Consider the following 21,912-nt stretch of genomic DNA (forward strand, 5'->3'; position numbering starts at 1 on the left):
CTCGGAATGACAAACTGTATATTTTTTTAGCCCAGTAAATGTAAACTTTAAATGGTATTAATGTGTTTTTAAAACACAACCATTTAACTTCTAATTTGCTAATTTTATTAAGCTTTTTTAATAATTTATTGTGTTGTTTTAACAAAAAAAAGCGCCCAATATAATTGGGCGCTTTGCAAACTATAAGTTATTATAGACTAAGCTTCAAAAGCAACTACAGAAACATAAGATTTGTTTTCACCTTTTTTCTGAAATTTCACTAATCCAGCAACTCTTGCATGTAAAGTATGATCTTTACCCATGTAAACGTTTTCTCCTGGATTATGTTTAGAACCTCTTTGTCTAACAATGATATTTCCCGCTATTGCAGCTTGACCACCAAAAATCTTAACACCTAAGCGTTTTGATTCTGATTCTCTACCATTTTTCGAACTACCGACACCTTTCTTGTGAGCCATGACGTTTTGGTTTTATAAGTTAATAATTAATTAAACAGCTTTACCACCGTTTAATTCATCTTGTAATTTTTTCAATTCGTCCATTTTACCATCTGCAGCAAGCTGTGCTTGTTGTGGCCAAGTAGTTGGATCTAAATGTTGTACTTTAGCTTCTGCACCGTCTAAAATCTCGTTGATTTTTTCTGCTTTAGTTTTAGCTAATTTTGCAAATGTATCTATTCCAGCAGCAACTAATACTTCAGCAGCTTTAGGTCCAATACCTTCAATGATTTTTAAATCGTCACCTTTTTTAGCCGCTTTTGGAGCTTTTGCTTCTACTGCTTTTTCAGCCTTAGGAGCAGCTTTTTTTCCGCCTGTAGCAGAAATGCTTTCAATTACGATTTGAGTAAGATACTGTCTGTGACCGTTTCTTTTCTTGTAACCTTTTCTTCTTTTCTTTTTGAAAATGATTACTTTATCTCCTTTTAAGTGTTGTAACACTTTTGCTTCAACAGAAGCTCCTTCTATAGCTGGGGCGCCTAAAGTGATTGTGCCATTATCATCTAATAAAAGAACTTTGTCAAAAGAAATTTTTGACCCTTCTTCATTAGATAAACGGTGAACATAAACCTTTAAGTCTTTGCTTACTTTAAATTGTTGCCCTGCTATCTCTACGATTGCGTACATAACAATGATGTTTAGTTAATTTTTTTAAGATTGCAAATATACAACTATTTATTATACTAGCAAATTGGTATTGAGTTTTTTAGTTTGTTTTTTTTTAAATATATTTTTATATATTTTTCCTATACGCACTTAAAATGCTAAATTATATTCATTGTGCATTTATGCGTTAAGAATTACTTCACTAGCTTTTATTTTACTGGAGTCCGTAAACTTCGCTTACCGCAAAACCTTTTCGAGCTTTATGAGTCTCAAAAAGGTCATGACTAAAAGTCAATCCTTTTTGGCAACAGCCAAAAAAAGGAAAAGTCAAAAAAAAAGCTATACTATATAATTTAGATAAAAAAACCATTTCGTTATGAGTGAAATGGTTTTTTATTAAATTTTTTAATCTTTATACAATTACAATAATTTTAAAACTACATTAGGAAATAATCCCAGTGCAATATTTAATATTAATGCTACTACGGCTACGATTTGATACATTACGGGAACATTTGGCAATGTTTGTTCGCTCTCTTTTGTGTACATGGCTATAATAATTTTAAAATAATAACCTACACTTATGATTGAACTTATAATTGCTACAAACACTACAATTAGCCAATCTGTATATACTAACTGATTTAGCAAGAAAAATTTAGCAAAGAAACCTGATAATATAGGTATTCCAGCCATAGATAATAATGCGGCTGTTAATATACCTGCTAATAGCGGGTGTGTTTTTCCTAAGCCATTAAAACTATCTATGGTTTCGTTTTCTTTGTCTTTCGTAACATACATTACAACTGCAAAAAAAGCAATTCCTGCAATTGCATAAGCGGAGGCATAATATAGTAATGTACTTGCAGCATTGCTAGTAAGTAAAAGAGTAGAAACCATAAAACCTGCATGCGATATTCCTGAAAAGGCAAACATGCGCTTTACATTATTTTGACGCAATGCCATAATATTTCCTAGGAGCATCGATGCAATTGCCACGCAAACAATAATTATTTGAATAGAATATAACTGTATGGGCAATAATACTGTTACTAGCTTATATAATGTTGCCATTGCAACTATTTTGGCTAAAGTACTCATGGTTGCAGTAGTTAATGCTGGCGAGCCTTCATATACATCTGGTGCCCAGAAATGAAAAGGAACAGTTGCTATTTTAAACAACATTCCTATTAATAAAAACACAATACCTATATAATACCATTGTGGATAAGCTTGTGTATTTATAAGAATTAGAATCTTATTCAAATCGAAACTCCCTGTTGCTCCGTATATTAAGCAGATTCCGAAAAGTATAATTCCCGAAGCAAAGGAGCCCATAAGAAAATATTTCATTCCTGCTTCGTTACTCTTTAAATTTAATCGATTGCTTGCCGCAAGGATATATAATGAAATAGATAAGACTTCGATTCCTAAAAAGAACATCGATAAGTTTCCGAATGAAACCATCGCTACAGCACCTGATAACAAAAAGACTTTTATCCCAACGTAATCAGAAATTTTAGTTTTTTGTTCTTTATAAAACTCATGACTAAGTGCTACTAAAAAAACTGTAATTATAATAAACAAACTTGAAAAGGCTACCGAAAATTTATCGACAACCATCATATTATTATAATAAGAACCTAAATGATTGTATTCGGAAATATTAAATCCAAAAATAGCTAAAAGCCCAATAATTGTAATAGGCACAATGGCTTTTCTTGCATTAAAAATTTCTGCAAGCAAACTTAATATTCCTAATGCTGATATGTATATAAGAGTGTTCATTCTTTATATTTCTTTTTTTATATTATTGAATTCAAAAAAAATGAATCCTAAACTTTATTGATTTTTAATAAAATTTCTTGCAACGCTGGCGTAACTAAATCGGTTATTGGTTTCGAAAACAATCCAAAAAACAACAATACCACAATAATTACTACAAAAACAATGCTTTCATTTGCCGTTATCGATTTGAATGTTTTTGCATTAGCTTCACCTAACATTACGTGTTGAAACATTTTTAGCATATAAACAGCCCCTAATATAATTGTTGTTCCTGCAATAACAGCAAACCAAATATTAGCGCTATACAAACTATACAACAAAGTAAACTCCCCAACAAAATTGAATGTTCCAGGCAATGCTACAGAAGCCAACATTACAATCATAAACATAGATGCAAATTTATTATCTTGAATTCTAATACCGCCCATTTCAGCTATTTCTTGTGTATTGAAGCGTCTTTCTATTACTTCGGCAGCAAAGAAAAGTCCTACAACTACGAATCCGTGGGCAATCATTTGCAAAACTGCACCACGCAAACCATCTAAAGTTAATGTGTAAGCACCAGCAGCAATTAAACCTACGTGAGCAAGAGATGAATAAGCCAATAATTTTTTAATATTTCTTTGTTGCAAAGCTACAATCGAGCCATATACTACTCCTGCAATACTTAATCCAATAAGAATTGGCATATACATTTTTGCAGCAAAAGGAGCTATTGGTAATTGCCAACGAATAACGCTATACAATCCCATTTTTAGCATAATTCCTGAAAGCAACATCGTACCAACAGTTGGTGATTTTTGATACACATTTGCTTGCCAAGTATGAAAAGGAATAATCGGAATTTTGATAGCATAAGCTAAAAATAAAGCTAAGAATATCCAAAATTGTTCTTGATTAGTTAAATGTATAGCATATAAGTCGCCAATCATTAAGCTTCCAACTTTTTGAAACAAATAAATAAAAGCTACTAGCATGAATAACGAACCTGCTAATGTATAAATAAAGAATTTAATGACTGCTTTTTTACGCGCTTCGGGATCACCGCTACCCCAAATAAGGGCAATAAAATAAATTGGTATTAATGACAATTCCCAAAAAATATAATACAAGAATGCATCGGCACTTAGAAACGTTCCTACCATGGCAAATGACATAAATAGCACTAAAGCATAAAAACTTTTGCTGTTTTTATATTCATTTCCAAAAGAAGAAAATATAATTATCGATGTTAAAACCGTCGTTAAAAGTAACATCGCCAATGACAATCCATCAACTTTTAAAGCAATGTATAAATTGGGATTAGAAATCCAATTGGCAATAAAATCTGAATTAATTCCGTGATTGTATTGATTTAATATAAATATTGATCCAACAATTGACGCCAAACTAAAAAATAAAGCTACCGTTTTAGCCAGTTTATCTCCAGCAAAATAAGTTGCCACAGCACCGAATAATAAAAATATGAGTATAAATGATACGTTCATTGTGTGTAATTATTAAACTAAAAATAAATAAATTAAAATCGAAGAAACGCCCAATACAAAAGCAAACAGGTACAATCCTATACTTCCGTTTTGAACTGTTTTTCCTTGATTTCCAATTTCGTTTGTTATTTTCCCTAAACCGAAAACAAATCCAGAAACCGCAGTTTCAACATATTTTCTGAAGAAATGTGATGCTTTATATAACGGATTTACGATAACAGCATCATAAATTTCATCAACATAATATTTGTTGTATAAAACTTTAGCAACCCCTGTAATTTCAGAGTCTTCTGAAGGAACTTCGCTGTTTTTAATATATTTAAAATAGGCAAGACCAATTCCAACTAAAGCGCCAACGGTTGCAAGAGCCATTAACATATAAGCATTTCCGTCTAAATGATGCTCTGCATGACCAACTTTACCAAATAATGGTGCTAAATAATGATTTAACCAGCTGTTTCCTGGCAAACTAATCAATCCACCAACAGCAGCTAAAAACGCTAATATTATTAATGGTATAGTAATTAAACTACCACTTTCATGTAAATGATTTTTCTGATGTTCGGTTCCCCTAAATTCTTTAAAAAATGTTAGATACATTAATCTAAACATATAAAATGCGGTCATGATTGATGCGATCGAACCAATAATCCAAAGTGTCATGCTTCCGTGAAAAGCGGTCATCAAAATCTCATCTTTAGACCAAAATCCTGCAAAAGGAAATATCCCTGCAATGGCTAATGTCGAAATCATCATCGTCCAAAAGGTAATGGGCATATATTTTTTCAAACCACCCATTTTGCGCATATCTTGCTCCCCGTGCAAACCGTGTATTACCGAACCCGACCCTAAGAACAAACAAGCTTTGAAGAAAGCATGGGTAATAACGTGAAAAACGGCTACTTCATAAGCACCAAGACCCAATGCTAAAAACATTAAACCCAATTGTGAAACGGTAGAATAAGCCAAAACCTTTTTGATGTCATTTTGAACCAATCCTATCGATGCTGCTACAATGGAAGTAATTGCTCCAATAATTGCCATAATATCTTGAACATATGGTGCTAAATCGAATAAAAAATACATTCTGGTTACCATAAATATACCAGCAGTAACCATCGTTGCAGCATGAATTAATGCCGAAACAGGCGTTGGCCCAGCCATTGCATCTGGCAACCAAGTATATAACGGAATTTGTGCCGATTTCCCGCAAGCGCCGATGAATAAACATAAAGCAGCGATAGATAATAATGGATTTGATAAAATACTACTATTAGATAAAACACCAGTTTTTAAAGTAGCATAATCTAAAGTATTGAATAAATACCCTAAAATGAAAATTCCAACGAGCAAACCTAAATCTCCTATCCTGTTCATGATAAAAGCTTTCTTGGCTGCATCATTATACGCTTGATTTTTGTACCAAAAACCAATTAGCAAATAAGAACACAATCCTACGCCTTCCCAACCTATAAACATGACTAATAAGTTACTTCCTATAACCAATGTAATCATGAAAAATACAAACAGATTCAAATACGCAAAAAACTTGTGCATATTCTCGTCATCGTGCATATAAGAAATAGAATATAAATGAATTAATGTTCCAATTCCTGTTACAAACATCAACCAAAGAATAGACAATTGGTCTAATAAAAATGAGAAATTAACATTGAATTTTTCTAAAGAAATCCATTGAAACAAATCGATTTGAATGGGTTTCCCATTCGATTGTATCAGTGCAAAAAAGTAAGTCGTTGCAAAAAAAGAAATCAAAACAGATAAGGTTCCTATGACACCTACAATCATTTTACCTGCTTTTTTTCCGAAGAAAACATTAAATAAAAACCCACAAAATGGAGCTAATAACAATACTAAAGCTAAATTTTTTTCCATTAGTATTTATCCTTTTAAATTTTTTAAATTATCGATATCTATAGAACTTAAATTTCTATAAATAGATACTAATATGGCTAATCCCACAGCAACTTCGGCAGCAGCTACAGCCATCGAGAAGAACACAAAAACTTGCCCTTGTGCATCTTGATGAAAAGTTGAAAATGCAACAAAAAGCAAATTAACCGCATTAAGCATAATTTCGATAGACATGAACATAATAATGGCATTTCGACGGTACAAAACACCAAAAATTCCGATACAGAACAAAACCACACACAAATAGATGTAATTTTCAATTCCTATTTCTACTAATATATTATTCATTTTATTGAATTTTTTTTTCTTTTTTAGACAATAATACCACGCCCATCATGGCAACTAACAATAAGATAGATGCAAATTCGAAAGGTACCATATATTCATTAAGCAACACTTTACCCAGCACTTTTATCGATTGAAAATCCTGACCAGAAGCTCTATATGTTTCCATTTTTGGCATTGCCTTAATAAAAACAGCTAACATCACAAAACAAACCAATCCGAAGGAAACAACTGCTGCTAGTTTTGTAGCCATTTTTTTATGAGGTTCGCCTTCTTCATTCAAATTCATCAGCATTATAGTAAATAAAAACAGAACCATAATCGCTCCAGAATAAACTATAATATGAACAATTGCTAAAAATTGTGCGTTAAATAATAAATAATGACCCGCTACACTAAAGAAGCAAATTACTAGATAAATCGCACTATGAATAGGATTTTTGCTAATAATAGTTAATAATGCTGTTGCCAATGTAATGGCCGACAAAAAGTAGAAAATAATTAATAATATACTCATTAGTTAGCGTTTTTAAGTTGTGCATTTTGCATTGCGATATCTAAAGGCATAACCAGTTTGTCTTTTCCGAAGATAAAATTTTCTCTTTCGTAATTAGAAGGAACTAAAACTTTTGAAGTCGTTAAGTAAATCGCATCTTTCGGACAAGCTTCTTCACACAAACCACAGAAAATACAACGCAACATATTAATTTCATATATTTCTGCATATTTTTCTTCACGGTACAAGTGCTTTTCGTTTGATTTTCTCTCAGCAGCTTTCATTGTAATTGCTTCTGCAGGACAAGAAAGTGCACACAAACCACAAGCTGTACAGTTTTCACGACCTTGTTCATCTCGTTTCAACATGTGTTGTCCACGATAAACTGGGCTCATTTCACGTACTTGTTCTGGATAATGAATGGTTACTTTTTTTCTAAAAAAGTGCTTGATTGTAATAAGTAATCCTTTTACAATCGCCACAAGATAAAGGCTTTCTAAAAAAGTCATTTCCTTATTGGAAACTTGTTTTTTCCTACCTGATAATGATATATTTTGTATAGTCGTTGACATAAAATCTTTTATTTAAACAGTAAAAGGCAAATTCCTGTAACCATAATATTTAGAATTGCTAATGGGATTAAAATCCTCCAACCCAAGTGCATTAATTGGTCGTATCTAAAACGTGGAATCGTCCAACGAACCCACATATAGAAGAAAATAAAGCCACAAATTTTAATAAACAAGGCTAAAAAACCTAAAATATTTGCAGTATTTACACCTACATTTTCTACCATCCATTGCATTCCTGGATAATTATATCCTCCGAAGAATAAAATAGCTAAAATGGCTGATGAGATAAACATATTGGCATATTCGGCAAACAAATAAAATCCCATTTTCATAGATGAATATTCTGTGTGGTAACCTCCAATTAATTCAGATTCGCATTCGGCTAAATCGAAAGGCGTTCTATTTGTTTCTGCGAAAGCACAAATTAAAAATATTAAAAACGAAACTGGTTGATAAAACACATTCCAATTCATACCTGATTGTTGTGCCGATATTTCTTTCAAACTTAGTGTTCCAGTCATCATTAATAAAGCAATCATAGATAATCCCATGGCAACTTCATACGACACCATTTGTGATGCGGCACGAACCGCTCCCATTAAAGAGAACTTATTATTAGATGCCCAACCACCAATCATGATACCATAAACCCCAACAGAAACTACTGCGAAAATGTATAATAAGGCATTATCAATATCAGTAGCTTGTAATAAAATATCTCTTCCAAAAAGGTGTAATTTATCACCCCAAGGAATTACAGCGCTAGTCATTAAAGCTGTACTCATAGCAATGGCTGGCCCTACAACGAATAAAAATTTATTAGGTGTATTGGGTTCAAATTCTTCTTTCGAAAATAATTTCAACCCGTCAGCAAGAGGTTGTAATAATCCGCCCCAACCGGCACGATTTGGCCCCACTCTATCTTGCAAAAATGCCGCAACTTTACGTTCTGCCCAAGTAGAATACATCGCCATAAGCATTGTTAAAGCAAAAACTGCAACAATGACAACACTTTTTTCTATTATAAATGCACTATCCATTTTTCTTTGAATCTATAAGGTTGCCATCAATTTTTTCGTTGTAATCAATTTCAGACATACTGATTTTTTTATGATCGATTTGTCTACCTTCTAAAATTAATTTTTCGGTAGCAATTTCAACTTTTTCTAATTTCTGAGTATAATTATTTTGATTAATTACCGAATCTTTCTCGAATTCACGAGGTCCTTCAATAGTCCAATCGTTAACATCTTTATGATCAAAACGACATCCGTTACAGATGAATTCTTCTACTTCATGATATTCGTCTTTGCGACCAGTTACTCGTTGAATTTCTCCACCAAACATCCAAACCGTTGTTTTTCCGCAACATCCTGGCGTTGTACATGCTCTGTGTGCATTGTAAGGTTTATTGAACCAAACTCTCGATTTGAATCGGAAAGTTTTATCAGTTAAAGCACCAACAGGACAAACATCGATCATATTTCCAGAAAACTCATTATCTATCGCTTTTGAAATACAAGTTGAGATATTAGCATGATCACCACGATCCATCACACCATGCACTCTATTGTCTGTCAACTGATCTGCCACTTGCACACATCTTTGGCATAAAATACAACGATTCATGTGTAATTGAATATTTGGACCAATATCTTCTGGTTCAAATGTTCTTTTTTCTTCGATAAAACGTGATTTCGGATTTCCGTGTTCGAAGCTTAAGTTCTGCAAATCACATTCTCCCGCTTGATCACAAACTGGACAATCTAACGGATGGTTAATCAGCAAAAATTCCGTTACCGATTTTCTTGCTTCTTGAACTCTTGGAGAAGCTTTACTGGCTATTTCCATTCCGTCTTGACAACCTGTTACACAAGATGCCATCAATTTAGGCATTGGCCTTGGATCTGCTTCGCTACCTTTAGTTACATCAACCAAACAACAACGGCATTTACCGCCGCTACCTTTTAGTTTTGAATAATAACACATGGCTGGTGGCACTACTTCTCCTCCAATCATACGTGCAGCTTGTAATATGGTTGTTCCTGGTTCGACCTCAATCGAATGACCATCTATTGTTACCTTCATTTTATAATTGTTTATGGAACTACAATTCAGCTTTTATTACTTTGAAATTTTTTTACTTAAATCTTTCAAATCACCAGATTTCAGATTGTAGGAAGCTGGACTATAACTAGAATAGACCACTTCTCCTGTTTGAGAATTTATAACACTAACATATTTGTCAGTTGAGCTTTTAATATATTGTAAATAGAAAAATGGCTCTTCATTTTTCAATATCTTTTCATTCAACTCTTTAGTTGATATTACTTGATATTTTGGTTTGTAATCTTCCAAAAGTTCTTTTTCATCATGTTTTTTTGATTCATCACCAGTAAAAGCATTAAATTTAGTAAAAGCGTAATCGGGAATGTATAAAGTTTTATTTTGTAATTTTTTAATTTCAGAATCATTAATTATAGGGGAATACAAACTTTTCTCTTTCCCCATTTCAAGGTACATTATCATATTTTGGAGATGATTTTTTAACAATCCTTCTCCCCAATTTCTAATATGGTTTTCACAACCGAAATTTGTAAGAAATAAGTTTTCTGGAGTTCTTAAAGTTTGAAAATCTGTATAAAGCTCCAACCTTGCAATTTGATTTTTATCCTTTTCTTTAAATTCTTTTGAAGAATCCCCCTTCTTCTTTAAAAACTTTTCACTACAAGTCCATAATTCCAAATAAAGATGTGTATTTTCCCACTTGATTCCTAGATTTCTACTACCATTACTATACAATTTGTAACTCTCTACATTGGTTGTATAGCCTCCTAAATTTAAAAAAGAACTATTCGCATTCAAATACTTGTTTATATCAGCATATTTTATAAACTCGATTTTTGAAAAAGTCCAATATTTTTTAAAGATCTCTGCATATTTTAAGGAAACAGCATCATTTGGGTCGTTCATAGTAATATAAGTGGTAGTTCCCTTTACTTTTTCTATATCTTTAACATTAGAAATCGATATTTGAGCATTAGCTGAAATAGCTAATATTAAGAAAGGTAAAATTAATTTGATTCTATTTATCATAAGTCCTATTTTTTTTTAAACAATTTCATTTTTAATTAGATGTTTTACCTTTTCAAAAGGTTCATTCACAAAATGATCTCTATTTTTTATTTTTTCTGGGAAACGAACATGATATTCAAATTCCTCTCTAAAGTGACGAATTGCTGCGGCTACTGGCCAAGCTGCTGCATCACCTAAAGGACAAATCGTGTTTCCTTCTATTTTACTTTGAATACTCAACAACAAATCGATATCTTCTTCACGACCGTGACCGTTTTCTATTCTATGTAATATTTTTTCCATCCAGCCTGTACCTTCACGACAAGGTGTACATTGACCGCAAGACTCATGGTGGTAAAAACGAGAAAAATTCCATGTGTTGCGCACAATACAAGCTCTGTCATCATATACGATAAATCCTCCAGAACCTAACATGGATCCTGTAGGAAAACCACCATCACTCAAACTTTCGTAAGACATTAAACGGTCTTCGTTATTGGCTGTTTTGTATATTAAATGTGCTGGTAAAATGGGCACTGAACTTCCTCCAGGGACTAATGCTTTGAGTGGTCTATTGGTAGCCATACCACCTAGATATTCGTCTGAATTCATAAATTCATAAACAGACAATCCCATTTCGATTTCGTAAACTCCAGGGTTTTTGATGTTTCCAGAAGCAGAAATTAATTTAGTTCCTGTAGAACGACCTATTCCTATTTCGGCATATTTTGCGCCTGAATTATTTACAATCCATGGCACTGCGGAAATTGTTTCTACATTGTTTACAACTGTTGGGTTTCCCCAAAGTCCAGAAACTGCTGGAAATGGTGGTTTGATACGAGGATTTCCTCTTTTACCTTCCAACGATTCGATTAATGCGGTTTCTTCACCACAAATGTAGGCACCACCTCCAATTTGAACATATAAATCCAAATCGTAACCCGTCCCTAATATATTTTTACCCAACCAACCCGCAGCTTTTGCTTCGGCGATGGCTCTTTCTAAAATTTTGTAGACCCACATATATTCTCCACGAATATAAATGTAAGATAGGTTTGCACCCAAAGCATAACTAGAAGTAATCATTCCTTCGATTAATAAATGAGGAATAAATTCCATCAAATATCTATCCTTAAAGGTTCCTGGTTCTGACTCATCAGCATTACAAACCAAATGACGTGGTTTCCCCGATTTTTTATCGATAAAACTCCATTTCATTCCCGCTGGAAATCCCGCTCCTCCACGACCACGAATTCCAGAAGTTTTTACCTCTTCTACTACTTCGTCTGGTGTTAAAGTTTTTAGTGCTTTTTCTACCGATGCATAACCGCCTTCTTTGCGGTATACTTCGTAAGTTCTAATTCCAGGAACGTTTATTTTGTCTAATAATATTTTTTTTGACATCTTATTTATCGTGTAATATTATTTTATTGTCTTTACAATCAGCAATTAACTGATCTATTTTTGCTTCTGTTAAGTGTTCTTGGTAAAAATCACCTAGTTGCATCATTGGTGCATAACCACAAGCTCCTAGACATTCTACACCACGAACTTCAAAAAGTCCATCGGCAGTTGGTTCTCCCACTTTTACACCTAATTTATCACAAGTGTAATCCATTAAATTTTCGGTTCCGTTCAAACAACAAGGCGAAGTTTGACAAAATTCGAACATGTATTTACCAATTGGTCTTCTATTATACATTGTATAAAAAGAAACGACTTCATACACTTCTACTGGTTTGATATGCAAAATTTCAGCTACTTTGTCTTGCAACTCAATACTCAACCAATTGTCGTGAGCATCTTGTACTTCGTGCAAAACAGGCAATAATGCCGATTTTCTTTTGTCTTCTGGATAATGACTACATAATTCTTCGATGCGAGTCATTAACGCTTCGGTTATATTAATAGTCTGTTTGATATTCGTTTTTTCCATTTTTATTTCTTTTAACCACAAAGTGCACAAAGAAGGGCACAAAGTTCACAAAGATTTATTTTCTAGTAATCAAAATTTTTATTTCTTTTAACCACAAAGTACACAAAGAAGGGCACAAAGTTCACAAAGATTTATTTTCTAGTAATCAAAATTTTTATTTTTTAATTCTCAATTTTTATTTTTTTATGCGTCTAGTTCTCCTGCAATGACATTCAAACTTGATAATATGACGATCGCATCAGATAATAATGCTCCTTTAATCATTTCAGGATAGGCTTGATAGTATATAAAACAAGGACGACGGAAATGTAATCTGTACGGCGTACGACTTCCATCGGTAGTTAAATAAAATCCTAATTCTCCGTTTCCTCCTTCTACAGCGTGATAAATTTCAGCTACTGGAACAGGAACTTCTCCCATCACAATTTTGAAATGGTAAATTAATGATTCCATATTATGATATACATCTTCTTTTGGAGGAAGGTAATAATCTGGAACTTCTGCATGGTACACATTTCCTTCTGGCATTTTAGCCAAGGCTTGACGAATGATACTTAAACTTTCCCAAACTTCGGCATTACGAACACAAAAACGGTCGTAAGTATCACCTGATTTTCCTACAGGAATTATAAACTCAAAATCTTCGTAAGAAGAATAAGGTTCTGCTACACGAACATCATAATCGATACCTGCGGCACGTAAGTTTGGACCTGTAAATCCGTAAGCCATAGCTTTTTCGGCAGAAATTGCACCAACATTTACGGTTCTATCGATAAAAATTCTATTTCTTTCGAAAAGATTTTCAAATTCTTTCCAAGCAATTGGAAATTCTTCTAAAAAGGTGTTTAATAATTGAAAAGCTTTTGGTGACCAATCTCTTTCGAAACCGCCAATTCTTCCCATATTTGTTGTAAGACGAGCACCACAAATTTCTTCGTAGATTTCGTAAATTTTTTCTCTAAATTGGAATACATATAAGAAACCTGTATAAGCTCCGGTATCGACACCTAAAATCGAATTACATATAATGTGATCCGTTATACGCGCTAGTTCCATTACAATAACTCTTAAATATTGTGCCCGCTTAGGCACTTCAATATCTAATAATTTTTCTAATGTCATCCACCAAGCCATATTATTGATAGGTGAAGAACAATAGTTCATTCTGTCTGTCAACGGAGTGATTTGATAAAAAGGGCGGTTTTCGGCAATTTTTTCGAACGCACGATGAATATAACCAATGGTTGGTTCGGCATCAACTATACGCTCACCATCCATCAACAAGATATTTTGAAAAATACCATGAGTGGCTGGGTGAGTAGGCCCTAAATTTAGGATCGAAAGTTCGCTTCCGTCTTCATTTAGTTTTTCCTTAATTATTTTAGCATAGCGATGCTCGGGTGGTAATAATAGTTCTGACATTTTTAATTAAAAATTGATAATTGATAATTAGCTTTGTTCCGTTCGGCCTATGACCTCGGGTGATAATTCCAATTAACTATTAATTTATTATTCCTTTTTATTTTATAATTATCAATTATACATTGTTAATTATCCATTATTTGTTGTTCTACCAAAAAACCGGTCGTCTTTGTCTGTTCTTCCTGAGTCTTCCATTGGAAATTCTTTTCTCATCGGAAAAGATACCATTTCGTCCATATTCAAGATTCTTTTTAATTGAGGATGACCTATAAAATTGATTCCATAGAAATCATAGGTTTCACGTTCCATCCAATTGGCACACAAGAAGATATTTGAAATTGTTTTTATTTCAGGAGTTTCTCCGTTAATAAAACTTTTGATTCTGATTCTTTTATTTTCAATCCAATTGTGCAAATGATACACTACGGCAAACTGCTCGTTTACATTATTATCTGGATAATGAATACCGCATAAATCTGTTAAAAAGTGAAAATTTAAAGATTCTTCATTCTTCAAAAATAAAATCACTGAAGTCATTTCATCAGCGGTTACCTCGAAAGTAAAAATGTCTTTTTCTTGGCGAAAATTCACGACACTTTCCCCGAAAGTTGCTGTTAATTTATCTTGAATTTGGGTGTTTTCTAAAGCCATGTTCTTATTTAATGTTATAAGATGCTAATAGTTCTTGGTACTCTGGCGAGCTACGACGGCGAACAGATTCAGACTTAACTAATTCTTGCAAACGCATTACACCATCTACAATTTGTTCTGGTCTTGGCGGACAACCTGGCACATATACATCTACAGGAATTACTTTGTCTATTCCTTGCAAAACAGAATAGGTATCGAAAATTCCTCCTGAAGAAGCACAAGCACCCACCGCAATTACCCAACGAGGTTCGGCCATTTGCTCGTAAACTTGCCTTAAAATAGGCGCCATTTTTTTAGAGATAGTTCCCATTACCATTAGCATATCTGCTTGGCGAGGAGAAAAACTTACTCTTTCTGAACCAAAACGTGCTAAATCGTAATGCGAAGCCATTGTTGCCATAAACTCGATACCACAACATGAGGTTGCAAACGGCAATGGCCACATAGAATTGGCACGAGCTAATCCTACAACATCATTTAATTTTGTTGCAAAAAAACCTTCTCCAGTTACTCCTTCTGGAGCTTCTACTATATTTATATTTGAACTCATTTTTATTTTAGATTTTAGATTTTAGATTTTAGATTTTTGAAAAACCTTTAACATAAAATCAAATTTTAATAAAATCTTTTGTAGAAATCTCGGGGCTTAAATTTAGATTATATCGAAATCTAAAATATACACTCTGAAATCTAAATTTCCTAATCCCATTCAAGGGCTTTCTTTTTTATAATATAGAAAAACCCAACTAATAATAATGACATGAATATTACCATTTTAATCATACCTTGCATTCCTAATTCTTGAAAATTAATTGCCCAAGGATATAAAAATATTACTTCAACATCAAAAAGCACAAATAAAATAGCAACCAAAAAATATTTTACCGAGAAAGGAACGCGAGCATTCCCAATAGATTCGATACCACTTTCAAAATTTTTATCTTTATTTACAGATGATCTTTTTGGCCCTAAAAAACTTGAACCTATGATAGTTAACACCACAAATCCAACAGCAAGTCCCATTTGCATAAATATTGGTAAATAATCTAATTGATTTGATTGCATTGTTTATAAATTAGTTTTTAACATTTACAAAGATACATGGCTGGAATTAAATCGCAACCCAAAATGGCAATTTCGACTAAAAAAAAGCACATTAACGACTTATTTTTAATGTTTCTAAATTACAAATTTTTAAATCATTGAGTATTTCTTCGATTTAAAAGAAACGAATAAATTAAAATTACTAAAAACAAAAAAAATGGAGTAGTTGGATTTATTTAGGATAACATTTAAAATATATGTAGTTTATTTTAAGGAATTAACAAAAATGGTAGTAAGTTTGTCATAGTTTTAATGAAATTTTAACCATCTATTTATTCTTAATTTTTTAATCCAAATGAAAACGAAAAACTTTGTTTATTTGTGTATTGCAGTTCTTATTTTTCAAGCTTGTGGCAGAAAATCAGCTGCCGATTTTAATTCAGATTTTTCGTTATTTAAGGGTATAATTTCAAATTTTACTGGGGGTATTGTCTCGGCGCAATCCGATATCCGAGTCGTACTTGCTTTCGACAAAAAAGATTGGGTTAAAGATCAGGTTTTAGACAATGATTTATTTAACATCTCTCCAAGTGTAAGCGGAAAAGTAGTAGCGTTATCTACAAATACCATTGCTTTTATTCCTGAAAAAAAACTAGATCCAGATACAGAGTATCAGGTCACATTAAAAGTAGACAAAATTTTAACAACTGTTAAAAAAGAATTAGCCGATTTCAATTTCACTGTAAAAACGCTAAAACAAGATTTTCTTGTCACTACACAAGATATTCAATCGTATAGTAAAGATTATCAATACCTAAATTGCACCTTAAAAACAGCCGATAATATAGATTTTGAAACCGCCCAAAAATTAGTAACTGCTCAATATGGGGGTGAAAATATGGCTGTAAAATTTATTAAATCTGCCAGTACAGCTACTGAATTCAAATTTATCATAGACAGTATTCAGCGTTCAGACAATGATAGCAATCTCGAAATTTTATATGACGGGAATGATTTTGATATAGATCAAAAAGGTAAAATTGACTATACCATTATTGGCAAAGAAAATTTTAAAGTAGTTAATGTTTCTATTCCTGAAGGTGACAGCCAGACTTTGCTAATTAATTTTTCTGATGCTTTACAAAAAGGGCAAGATTTTAAAGGTTTGATATCTATTCAGAACGCAAAAAACTTAAAATTTAGCACACAGGGTAATTTATTGAAAGTTTTTTTTAGTGATGAAACTGAAAAAGAACCAATAAAACCAGCTGTTGTAGAGGCTATTGCCGAAGCAGTAGATACTGCTGCGGTTGTTATCGATTCTGCTGCGGTCACTACTGAATTACCTGCTGAAGAAGCGGTCGAATATGTAGAGCCAGTCCCAGAAGCTACAACGCCAGAGCAAATACTATCTGGAAATCTTTTGGTAGAAGTTTTTCAAGGAATTGAAAGTGAAAATGGGTATAAAATGAAAGAAAATTTCTCGACAACCATTTCCTTCGATCAAATAAAACCAAATGTAAAGTTTACCAAAAACGGCACTATTTTACCAAGTTCTAACAATTTAAAACTCAATTTTGAAGCGGTAAACTTAAGTGCTGTCGATGTTAAAGTATATAAAATATATAAAAACAATATTCTTCAATTCTTGCAATATAATGATTTAAACGGGGCGCAAAATCTAAAAAAAGTAGCCCAACCTATTGCTAAAAGCACTATAAATTTAAAAGAAAATAAACTCGTTAATTTTAGCCAATGGAACACTTTTGCACTCGATTTATCTAAAATAATCACCCCAGAACCAGGTGCAATATACCGTGTCGAATTTTCATTCAAGAAAAAATATTCTCTTTACAAATGCGATGGTTCAACAGATGAAGAAACCACAACAGATGAAGAAGAAACCGATGAAAACGATGTAAATTATAGCCAAAACAACTACGATGACTATTATTATGAAGATTATGATTGGCGAGAAAGCGAAGATGCTTGCTCGCAATCATACTTTTATAACACCACTATAGGAACCAATATTTTAGCTTCAGATTTAGGTGTTATCGCCAAACGTGGCGAAAACAAATCCTATTTGTTTGCTGTAAATAATATTGTAACGACCGAACCAATTTCGAATGCAAAAGTCGAATTGTACAATTTTCAACAACAAAAACTAGCCACCGAAGCCACAAATAGCGAAGGAATTGCAAAATTTGAATTAGACAAATTCGCATATTTTGCCATTGTTACTCTTGGCGACCAATCTACTTATGTGAAACTAGATGATGGAAACTCACTTTCTGTTAGTAATTTTGATGTGGCTGGTGAAGCTTTACAAAAAGGCTTGAAAGGTTTTATATATGGAGAACGTGGCGTTTGGCGTCCTGGCGATAATTTGTATTTATCATTTATTTTTAATGATGCCGCGAATAAAATTCCAAATGCACATCCAATAAAATTCAGACTGTCTGATCCTAACGGAAAAATAACGTATCAAACGATTCAAAAATCGAACGAACTCAATCATTATAGTTTTATAGTTCCTACCGATGCCGATGCGCCAACAGGAAGTTGGGAAGCGATGGTTAGTGTGGGTGGGGCCAAATTTTATAAAAACATTAAAATTGAAACCATCAAACCCAATCGTTTAAAAATAAAAAATGTTTTCAAAAATGCAGTGCTTTCTTCTTCTTATCCAAACACCAGTAATCTGCAAGTCAACTGGCTTCATGGGGCGAAGGCAAAAGATTTGAAAGTAGAAATACAAGCTAAATTTTCGCAAGATGTTACTAATTTCAAAGGTTATGAGAAATATGATTTTGATGATGAAGTGCGTCAATTTAACACCGAAGAAATTAATGTTTTTTCAGGAAAAGTAGATGCAAACGGAAAAGCATCAGTCACTATCGATCCTAAATTACAAGGTCAAGCACCAGGAATGCTAAAAGCAGCTTTTATGACCAAAGTATATGAGGAAGGTGGCGATTTTAGTACCGATGTGATGGCCACAACTTATTCTCCTTACAAAACGTATGTGGGATTAAAATTGCCTGAATTAACAAAATACCAAATGCTAGAAACGAGAATTAACAATCGTTTTGATGTGGTTACGGTCGATGAAAAGGGTCGCCCAAAATCGGTAAAAAACCTAGAAGTAAAAGTATTTAAAGTAGCATGGCGTTGGTGGTGGGATTCATCAAACGATGGTATATCCAATTACAATTCATCAAACGCAACCTCTTCATACAAAACATTGAGAGTAAATACTGATGCGCATGGAAAAGGCAGCTTCCAATTTGCACTAACCGATGAAGAATGGGGACGTTATATGATTCGAGTTACCGATCCAACTGATGGTCATGCCACAGCACAAACCGTTAATATCGATTATCCTTATTGGTCAGGAAAAACAAGAAACACCGATGCTTCAACAGCTAATATGTTGGTTTTTTCTACCGATAAAAAGAATTATGCCGTAGGCGAAAAAGCACAAATATCTTTCCCTTCAAGTGAAGGCGGACGTGCCTTAATTTCTATCGAAAACGGAGCGAAAGTAGTACAAACACTTTGGGCAAAAACCAAAAAAGGAGAAACTAAAGTCGAAGTTCCTATTACGGCTGCTATGGCGCCAAACGTGTATTTCAACATTACGTTATTACAACCTCATGCTTCAACTAAAAACGATTCGCCAATAAGAATGTACGGAATTATTCCTGTTGAAGTGATTGACAAAAATACCATTCTAGAACCAAAAATCGCCATGCCTGATGTTTTAAAACCAGAGCAAACATTTAATGTAAATGTGAGTGAAAAATCAGGAAAAGCGATGACTTATACCATTGCCGTTGTCGATGAAGGGTTGCTAGATTTAACTCGTTTCAAAACCCCAAACGCATGGGACAGTTTCTATGTTCGTGAAGCTTTGGGTGTAAAAACTTGGGATATTTACGATGATGTAATTGGCGCTTATGGCGGAAAAGTAAATCAAATATTTAGTATTGGTGGTGACCAAGATTTAGGTGGTGGCAAAGCAAAAAAAGCCAATCGTTTTAAGCCAGTCGTTATTTATTTAGGCCCATTTAAACTTGAAGCGGGCGATACCAAAACACACCAAATAAAGTTGCCGAAATACATTGGTTCAGTCAGAACAATGGTAGTTGCTGGCGATGCGAAAACAAGTGCTTATGGCGCAGTCGAAAAAGCAACACCGGTTCGTAGTCCCTTGATGGCATTGGCTTCGTTACCACGAAAAATTTCTCCATCAGAAAAAGTAACGATTCCTGTGACTATTTTTGCAATGGAAAATCATGTAAAAAATGTTTCCGTACAAATAAAAACAAGTCCTGGCTTAAAAATTATTGGCAAAGCCATTCAAAATGTAACTTTCACTAGTCCTGATGAAAAAATGACGTATTTCAATCTCGAAGTTGGAGCTACTACGGGAATTGCAAAAGTACAAGTCATTGCTACTTCTGGGAAAGAAAAATCTACTTATGATGTCGAGATTGATATGACCAACCCAAATCCTGTAACCAATACTTTTACCGATGTTGTTTTAGAACCAAATAGTTCTAAATCTATTTCTTGGAAAACCTTTGGTGTCGCTGGAAGCAATAAAGCAAGATTGGAAGTTTCCTCTATGCCATCGATTAATTTTAATGGAAGGTTGCAATATCTAATTCAGTACCCGCATGGTTGTGTCGAGCAAACTACGTCGTCAGTTTTCCCTCAATTGTATTTGAATGACATTGCTGATATTGATGCCAATCGCAAAGCATTAATTCAGAAAAATGTAACCGCAGGAATTACAAGATTGGGAGGTTTTCAATTGGCAAACGGCGGTATGTCTTACTGGCAAGGAGATACTTCTGCTGATGATTGGGGAAGTTCTTATGCGGGACATTTCTTGATTGAAGCCGAGAAAAAAGGGTATGTTTTACCTATAAATTTCAAACAAAAATGGGTTTCATATCAACAAAAAGAAGCTAAAAAATGGCGTTTTGAAGCTAAATATGGCAATGATTTTGCACAAGCGTATCGTTTGTACACTTTAGCATTAGCAGGTTCCCCTGATTTATCATCGATGAACAGATTGCGTGAAACTTCAGGAATTTCTAACGAGAGTAAACTGCGATTGGCTGCCGCTTATGCTCTAGCAGGACAAAAACAAGCAGGAATGGCTTTGTTATTAAAATCTAAAATAGATGAAGATTATAACAACAATTACAGCTATTACTATTATGGTTCTAGCGATCGCAATCGTGCCATGACATTAGAAACTTTAATCTTATTGGGTCAGAAACAAAAAGCATTTATTATGGCAAACAAACTAGCCAAACAAATGTCTGCCGACCAATGGATGAGTACACAAACTACCGCTTATTGCTTGTATTCGATGTCAAAATTTGCGCAATTTAATGGCGGAAAAGGTATTCATGTTCAGTTTAATGATGGTGGAAAAACTCTAGGAATTAATACCAATAAAACATTGGCAGAAAGAAGTTTGACAATTAAAAATGGAACAAACGGAATCACCATCAAAAACAACAAAAACAATACCTTATATATACGTGTTTTAAATTCTGGCATTTTGCCTGTGGGCCAAGAGCAGGTTGTTCAAAATAATTTGAGTGCCAAAGTAGTTTTCAAAAACAGAAAAGGTAGTATTATCAATGTTTCTAAAATAAATCAAGGCACAGAGTTTATCGCAGAGATTACGATTAAAAACTTAAAAAATGAACGAGTAGAAAACGTTGCTTTATCACAAATTTTGCCTTCAGGTTTCGAAATTGTAAATACACGTTTTACCGATTTTGGTGATGCCACAAACAATGTCGCCGACCATATTGACATTCGAGATGATAGAACAAACTTTTATTTCCCATTAGGATCTGGCGAAACCAAAACTTTTAGAGTTTTAGTTAACGCTTCTTATTTAGGGACTTATTATTTGCCTGGATTGCAATGTGAAGCGATGTATGACAATACGTTTCTAGCAAGAACTAAAGGTTTTTGGGTTGAAGTTGTAAAATAATAAAAACTAAACACAAAGAACACGAGGAAGTCACAAAGTTCACAAGTTAGTATAGCGTAGTGAACTTTGTGTAAACCTTAGTAAACTTTG

The 21,912-nt window shown here is 33.5% G+C and carries 18 protein-coding genes; 1 reads left to right on the forward strand and 17 read right to left on the reverse strand.

The window, feature by feature from the left end; translation table 11 throughout:
- Nucleotides 1-197 precede the first annotated feature (197 nt).
- The 17 genes from rpmA to B0A57_RS02275 form a co-directional block, all read right to left on the reverse strand.
- The gene (gene rpmA / locus B0A57_RS02195) at nucleotides 198-458 is read right to left on the reverse strand and encodes a 50S ribosomal protein L27 (RefSeq protein ID WP_011964306.1); all 261 of its coding nucleotides are present in this window, start codon (nucleotides 456-458) and stop codon (nucleotides 198-200) included.
- A gap of 30 nt (nucleotides 459-488) precedes the next feature.
- Nucleotides 489-1,124: a 50S ribosomal protein L21 gene (gene rplU / locus B0A57_RS02200; RefSeq protein ID WP_011964307.1), complete on the reverse strand. Its 636-nt coding sequence runs from the start codon at nucleotides 1,122-1,124 to the stop codon at nucleotides 489-491.
- Nucleotides 1,125-1,523: 399 nt separating this feature from the next.
- The gene (locus B0A57_RS02205; protein ID WP_034099370.1) at nucleotides 1,524-2,891 is read right to left on the reverse strand and encodes an NADH-quinone oxidoreductase subunit N; all 1,368 of its coding nucleotides are present in this window, start codon (nucleotides 2,889-2,891) and stop codon (nucleotides 1,524-1,526) included.
- A gap of 47 nt (nucleotides 2,892-2,938) precedes the next feature.
- The gene (locus B0A57_RS02210) at nucleotides 2,939-4,378 is read right to left on the reverse strand and encodes a complex I subunit 4 family protein (protein WP_034099372.1); all 1,440 of its coding nucleotides are present in this window, start codon (nucleotides 4,376-4,378) and stop codon (nucleotides 2,939-2,941) included.
- A gap of 12 nt (nucleotides 4,379-4,390) precedes the next feature.
- Nucleotides 4,391-6,274, reverse strand: coding sequence for an NADH-quinone oxidoreductase subunit L (gene nuoL, locus B0A57_RS02215; RefSeq protein WP_034099373.1), 1,884 nt, complete (start codon nucleotides 6,272-6,274; stop codon nucleotides 4,391-4,393).
- A gap of 6 nt (nucleotides 6,275-6,280) precedes the next feature.
- Entirely contained in the window at nucleotides 6,281-6,601 is a 321-nt protein-coding gene (nuoK, locus tag B0A57_RS02220) for an NADH-quinone oxidoreductase subunit NuoK (RefSeq protein WP_011964311.1), read from the reverse strand.
- Between the two features lies 1 nt (nucleotide 6,602).
- Nucleotides 6,603-7,115, reverse strand: coding sequence for an NADH-quinone oxidoreductase subunit J family protein (locus B0A57_RS02225; protein WP_074460259.1), 513 nt, complete (start codon nucleotides 7,113-7,115; stop codon nucleotides 6,603-6,605).
- On the reverse strand, nucleotides 7,115-7,666 hold the full coding sequence (locus tag B0A57_RS02230; protein ID WP_011964313.1) for a NuoI/complex I 23 kDa subunit family protein: 552 nt from the start codon (nucleotides 7,664-7,666) through the stop codon (nucleotides 7,115-7,117). The genes B0A57_RS02225 and B0A57_RS02230 overlap by 1 nt, the downstream gene beginning before the upstream one ends.
- Nucleotides 7,667-7,674: 8 nt before the next feature.
- Nucleotides 7,675-8,706 (reverse strand): NADH-quinone oxidoreductase subunit NuoH, encoded by a 1,032-nt coding sequence (gene nuoH, locus B0A57_RS02235; RefSeq protein WP_011964314.1) that lies wholly within the window; start codon nucleotides 8,704-8,706, stop codon nucleotides 7,675-7,677.
- On the reverse strand, nucleotides 8,699-9,754 hold the full coding sequence (locus B0A57_RS02240; RefSeq protein ID WP_034099375.1) for a 2Fe-2S iron-sulfur cluster-binding protein: 1,056 nt from the start codon (nucleotides 9,752-9,754) through the stop codon (nucleotides 8,699-8,701). Before B0A57_RS02240 ends, nuoH begins: the two co-directional genes overlap by 8 nt.
- 36 nt (nucleotides 9,755-9,790) lie before the next feature.
- Entirely contained in the window at nucleotides 9,791-10,762 is a 972-nt protein-coding gene (locus B0A57_RS02245) for a hypothetical protein (protein ID WP_011964316.1), read from the reverse strand.
- 15 nt (nucleotides 10,763-10,777) lie between these two features.
- Complete coding sequence (gene nuoF / locus B0A57_RS02250; RefSeq protein WP_034099377.1) at nucleotides 10,778-12,145, reverse strand: NADH-quinone oxidoreductase subunit NuoF; 1,368 nt, start codon at nucleotides 12,143-12,145, stop codon at nucleotides 10,778-10,780.
- A 1-nt stretch (nucleotide 12,146) separates the two neighbouring features.
- Nucleotides 12,147-12,677, reverse strand: coding sequence for a complex I 24 kDa subunit family protein (locus B0A57_RS02255; protein ID WP_034099378.1), 531 nt, complete (start codon nucleotides 12,675-12,677; stop codon nucleotides 12,147-12,149).
- Between the two features lie 183 nt (nucleotides 12,678-12,860).
- On the reverse strand, nucleotides 12,861-14,099 hold the full coding sequence (locus B0A57_RS02260) for an NADH-quinone oxidoreductase subunit D (RefSeq protein WP_011964319.1): 1,239 nt from the start codon (nucleotides 14,097-14,099) through the stop codon (nucleotides 12,861-12,863).
- A gap of 129 nt (nucleotides 14,100-14,228) precedes the next feature.
- Entirely contained in the window at nucleotides 14,229-14,750 is a 522-nt protein-coding gene (locus B0A57_RS02265; RefSeq protein ID WP_034099381.1) for an NADH-quinone oxidoreductase subunit C, read from the reverse strand.
- 4 nt (nucleotides 14,751-14,754) lie between these two features.
- On the reverse strand, nucleotides 14,755-15,300 hold the full coding sequence (locus B0A57_RS02270; protein WP_011964321.1) for an NADH-quinone oxidoreductase subunit B: 546 nt from the start codon (nucleotides 15,298-15,300) through the stop codon (nucleotides 14,755-14,757).
- 149 nt (nucleotides 15,301-15,449) lie between these two features.
- Nucleotides 15,450-15,815 (reverse strand): NADH-quinone oxidoreductase subunit A, encoded by a 366-nt coding sequence (locus B0A57_RS02275; RefSeq protein ID WP_011964322.1) that lies wholly within the window; start codon nucleotides 15,813-15,815, stop codon nucleotides 15,450-15,452.
- 334 nt (nucleotides 15,816-16,149) lie between these two features.
- Here B0A57_RS02275 and B0A57_RS02280 point away from each other — a divergent pair, with 334 nt between their 5' ends.
- Entirely contained in the window at nucleotides 16,150-21,822 is a 5,673-nt protein-coding gene (locus B0A57_RS02280) for an alpha-2-macroglobulin family protein (RefSeq protein ID WP_034099383.1), read from the forward strand.
- Nucleotides 21,823-21,912 lie beyond the last annotated feature (90 nt).

The sequence above is a fragment of the Flavobacterium psychrophilum DSM 3660 = ATCC 49418 genome, assembly GCF_002217405.1.
Lineage (GTDB): Bacteria > Bacteroidota > Bacteroidia > Flavobacteriales > Flavobacteriaceae > Flavobacterium > Flavobacterium psychrophilum.

Excerpts from the sequence above, each read along its gene's own strand:
- B0A57_RS02230 (WP_011964313.1), bottom strand. The coding sequence starts at position 7,666 with ATGTCAACGACTATACAAAATATATCATTATCAGGTAGGAAAAAACAA.
- B0A57_RS02245 (WP_011964316.1), bottom strand. The coding sequence starts at position 10,762 with ATGATAAATAGAATCAAATTAATTTTACCTTTCTTAATATTAGCTATT.
- rpmA (WP_011964306.1), bottom strand. The coding sequence starts at position 458 with ATGGCTCACAAGAAAGGTGTCGGTAGTTCGAAAAATGGTAGAGAATCA.
- B0A57_RS02260 (WP_011964319.1), bottom strand. The coding sequence starts at position 14,099 with ATGTCAGAACTATTATTACCACCCGAGCATCGCTATGCTAAAATAATT.
- rplU (WP_011964307.1), bottom strand. The coding sequence starts at position 1,124 with ATGTACGCAATCGTAGAGATAGCAGGGCAACAATTTAAAGTAAGCAAA.
- B0A57_RS02205 (WP_034099370.1), bottom strand. The coding sequence starts at position 2,891 with ATGAACACTCTTATATACATATCAGCATTAGGAATATTAAGTTTGCTT.
- B0A57_RS02280 (WP_034099383.1), top strand. The coding sequence starts at position 16,150 with ATGAAAACGAAAAACTTTGTTTATTTGTGTATTGCAGTTCTTATTTTT.
- B0A57_RS02270 (WP_011964321.1), bottom strand. The coding sequence starts at position 15,300 with ATGAGTTCAAATATAAATATAGTAGAAGCTCCAGAAGGAGTAACTGGA.
- nuoH (WP_011964314.1), bottom strand. The coding sequence starts at position 8,706 with ATGGATAGTGCATTTATAATAGAAAAAAGTGTTGTCATTGTTGCAGTT.
- B0A57_RS02240 (WP_034099375.1), bottom strand. The coding sequence starts at position 9,754 with ATGAAGGTAACAATAGATGGTCATTCGATTGAGGTCGAACCAGGAACA.
- nuoF (WP_034099377.1), bottom strand. The coding sequence starts at position 12,145 with ATGTCAAAAAAAATATTATTAGACAAAATAAACGTTCCTGGAATTAGA.
- B0A57_RS02265 (WP_034099381.1), bottom strand. The coding sequence starts at position 14,750 with ATGGCTTTAGAAAACACCCAAATTCAAGATAAATTAACAGCAACTTTC.
- nuoK (WP_011964311.1), bottom strand. The coding sequence starts at position 6,601 with ATGAATAATATATTAGTAGAAATAGGAATTGAAAATTACATCTATTTG.
- B0A57_RS02225 (WP_074460259.1), bottom strand. The coding sequence starts at position 7,115 with ATGAGTATATTATTAATTATTTTCTACTTTTTGTCGGCCATTACATTG.
- B0A57_RS02255 (WP_034099378.1), bottom strand. The coding sequence starts at position 12,677 with ATGGAAAAAACGAATATCAAACAGACTATTAATATAACCGAAGCGTTA.
- B0A57_RS02275 (WP_011964322.1), bottom strand. The coding sequence starts at position 15,815 with ATGCAATCAAATCAATTAGATTATTTACCAATATTTATGCAAATGGGA.
- nuoL (WP_034099373.1), bottom strand. The coding sequence starts at position 6,274 with ATGGAAAAAAATTTAGCTTTAGTATTGTTATTAGCTCCATTTTGTGGG.
- B0A57_RS02210 (WP_034099372.1), bottom strand. The coding sequence starts at position 4,378 with ATGAACGTATCATTTATACTCATATTTTTATTATTCGGTGCTGTGGCA.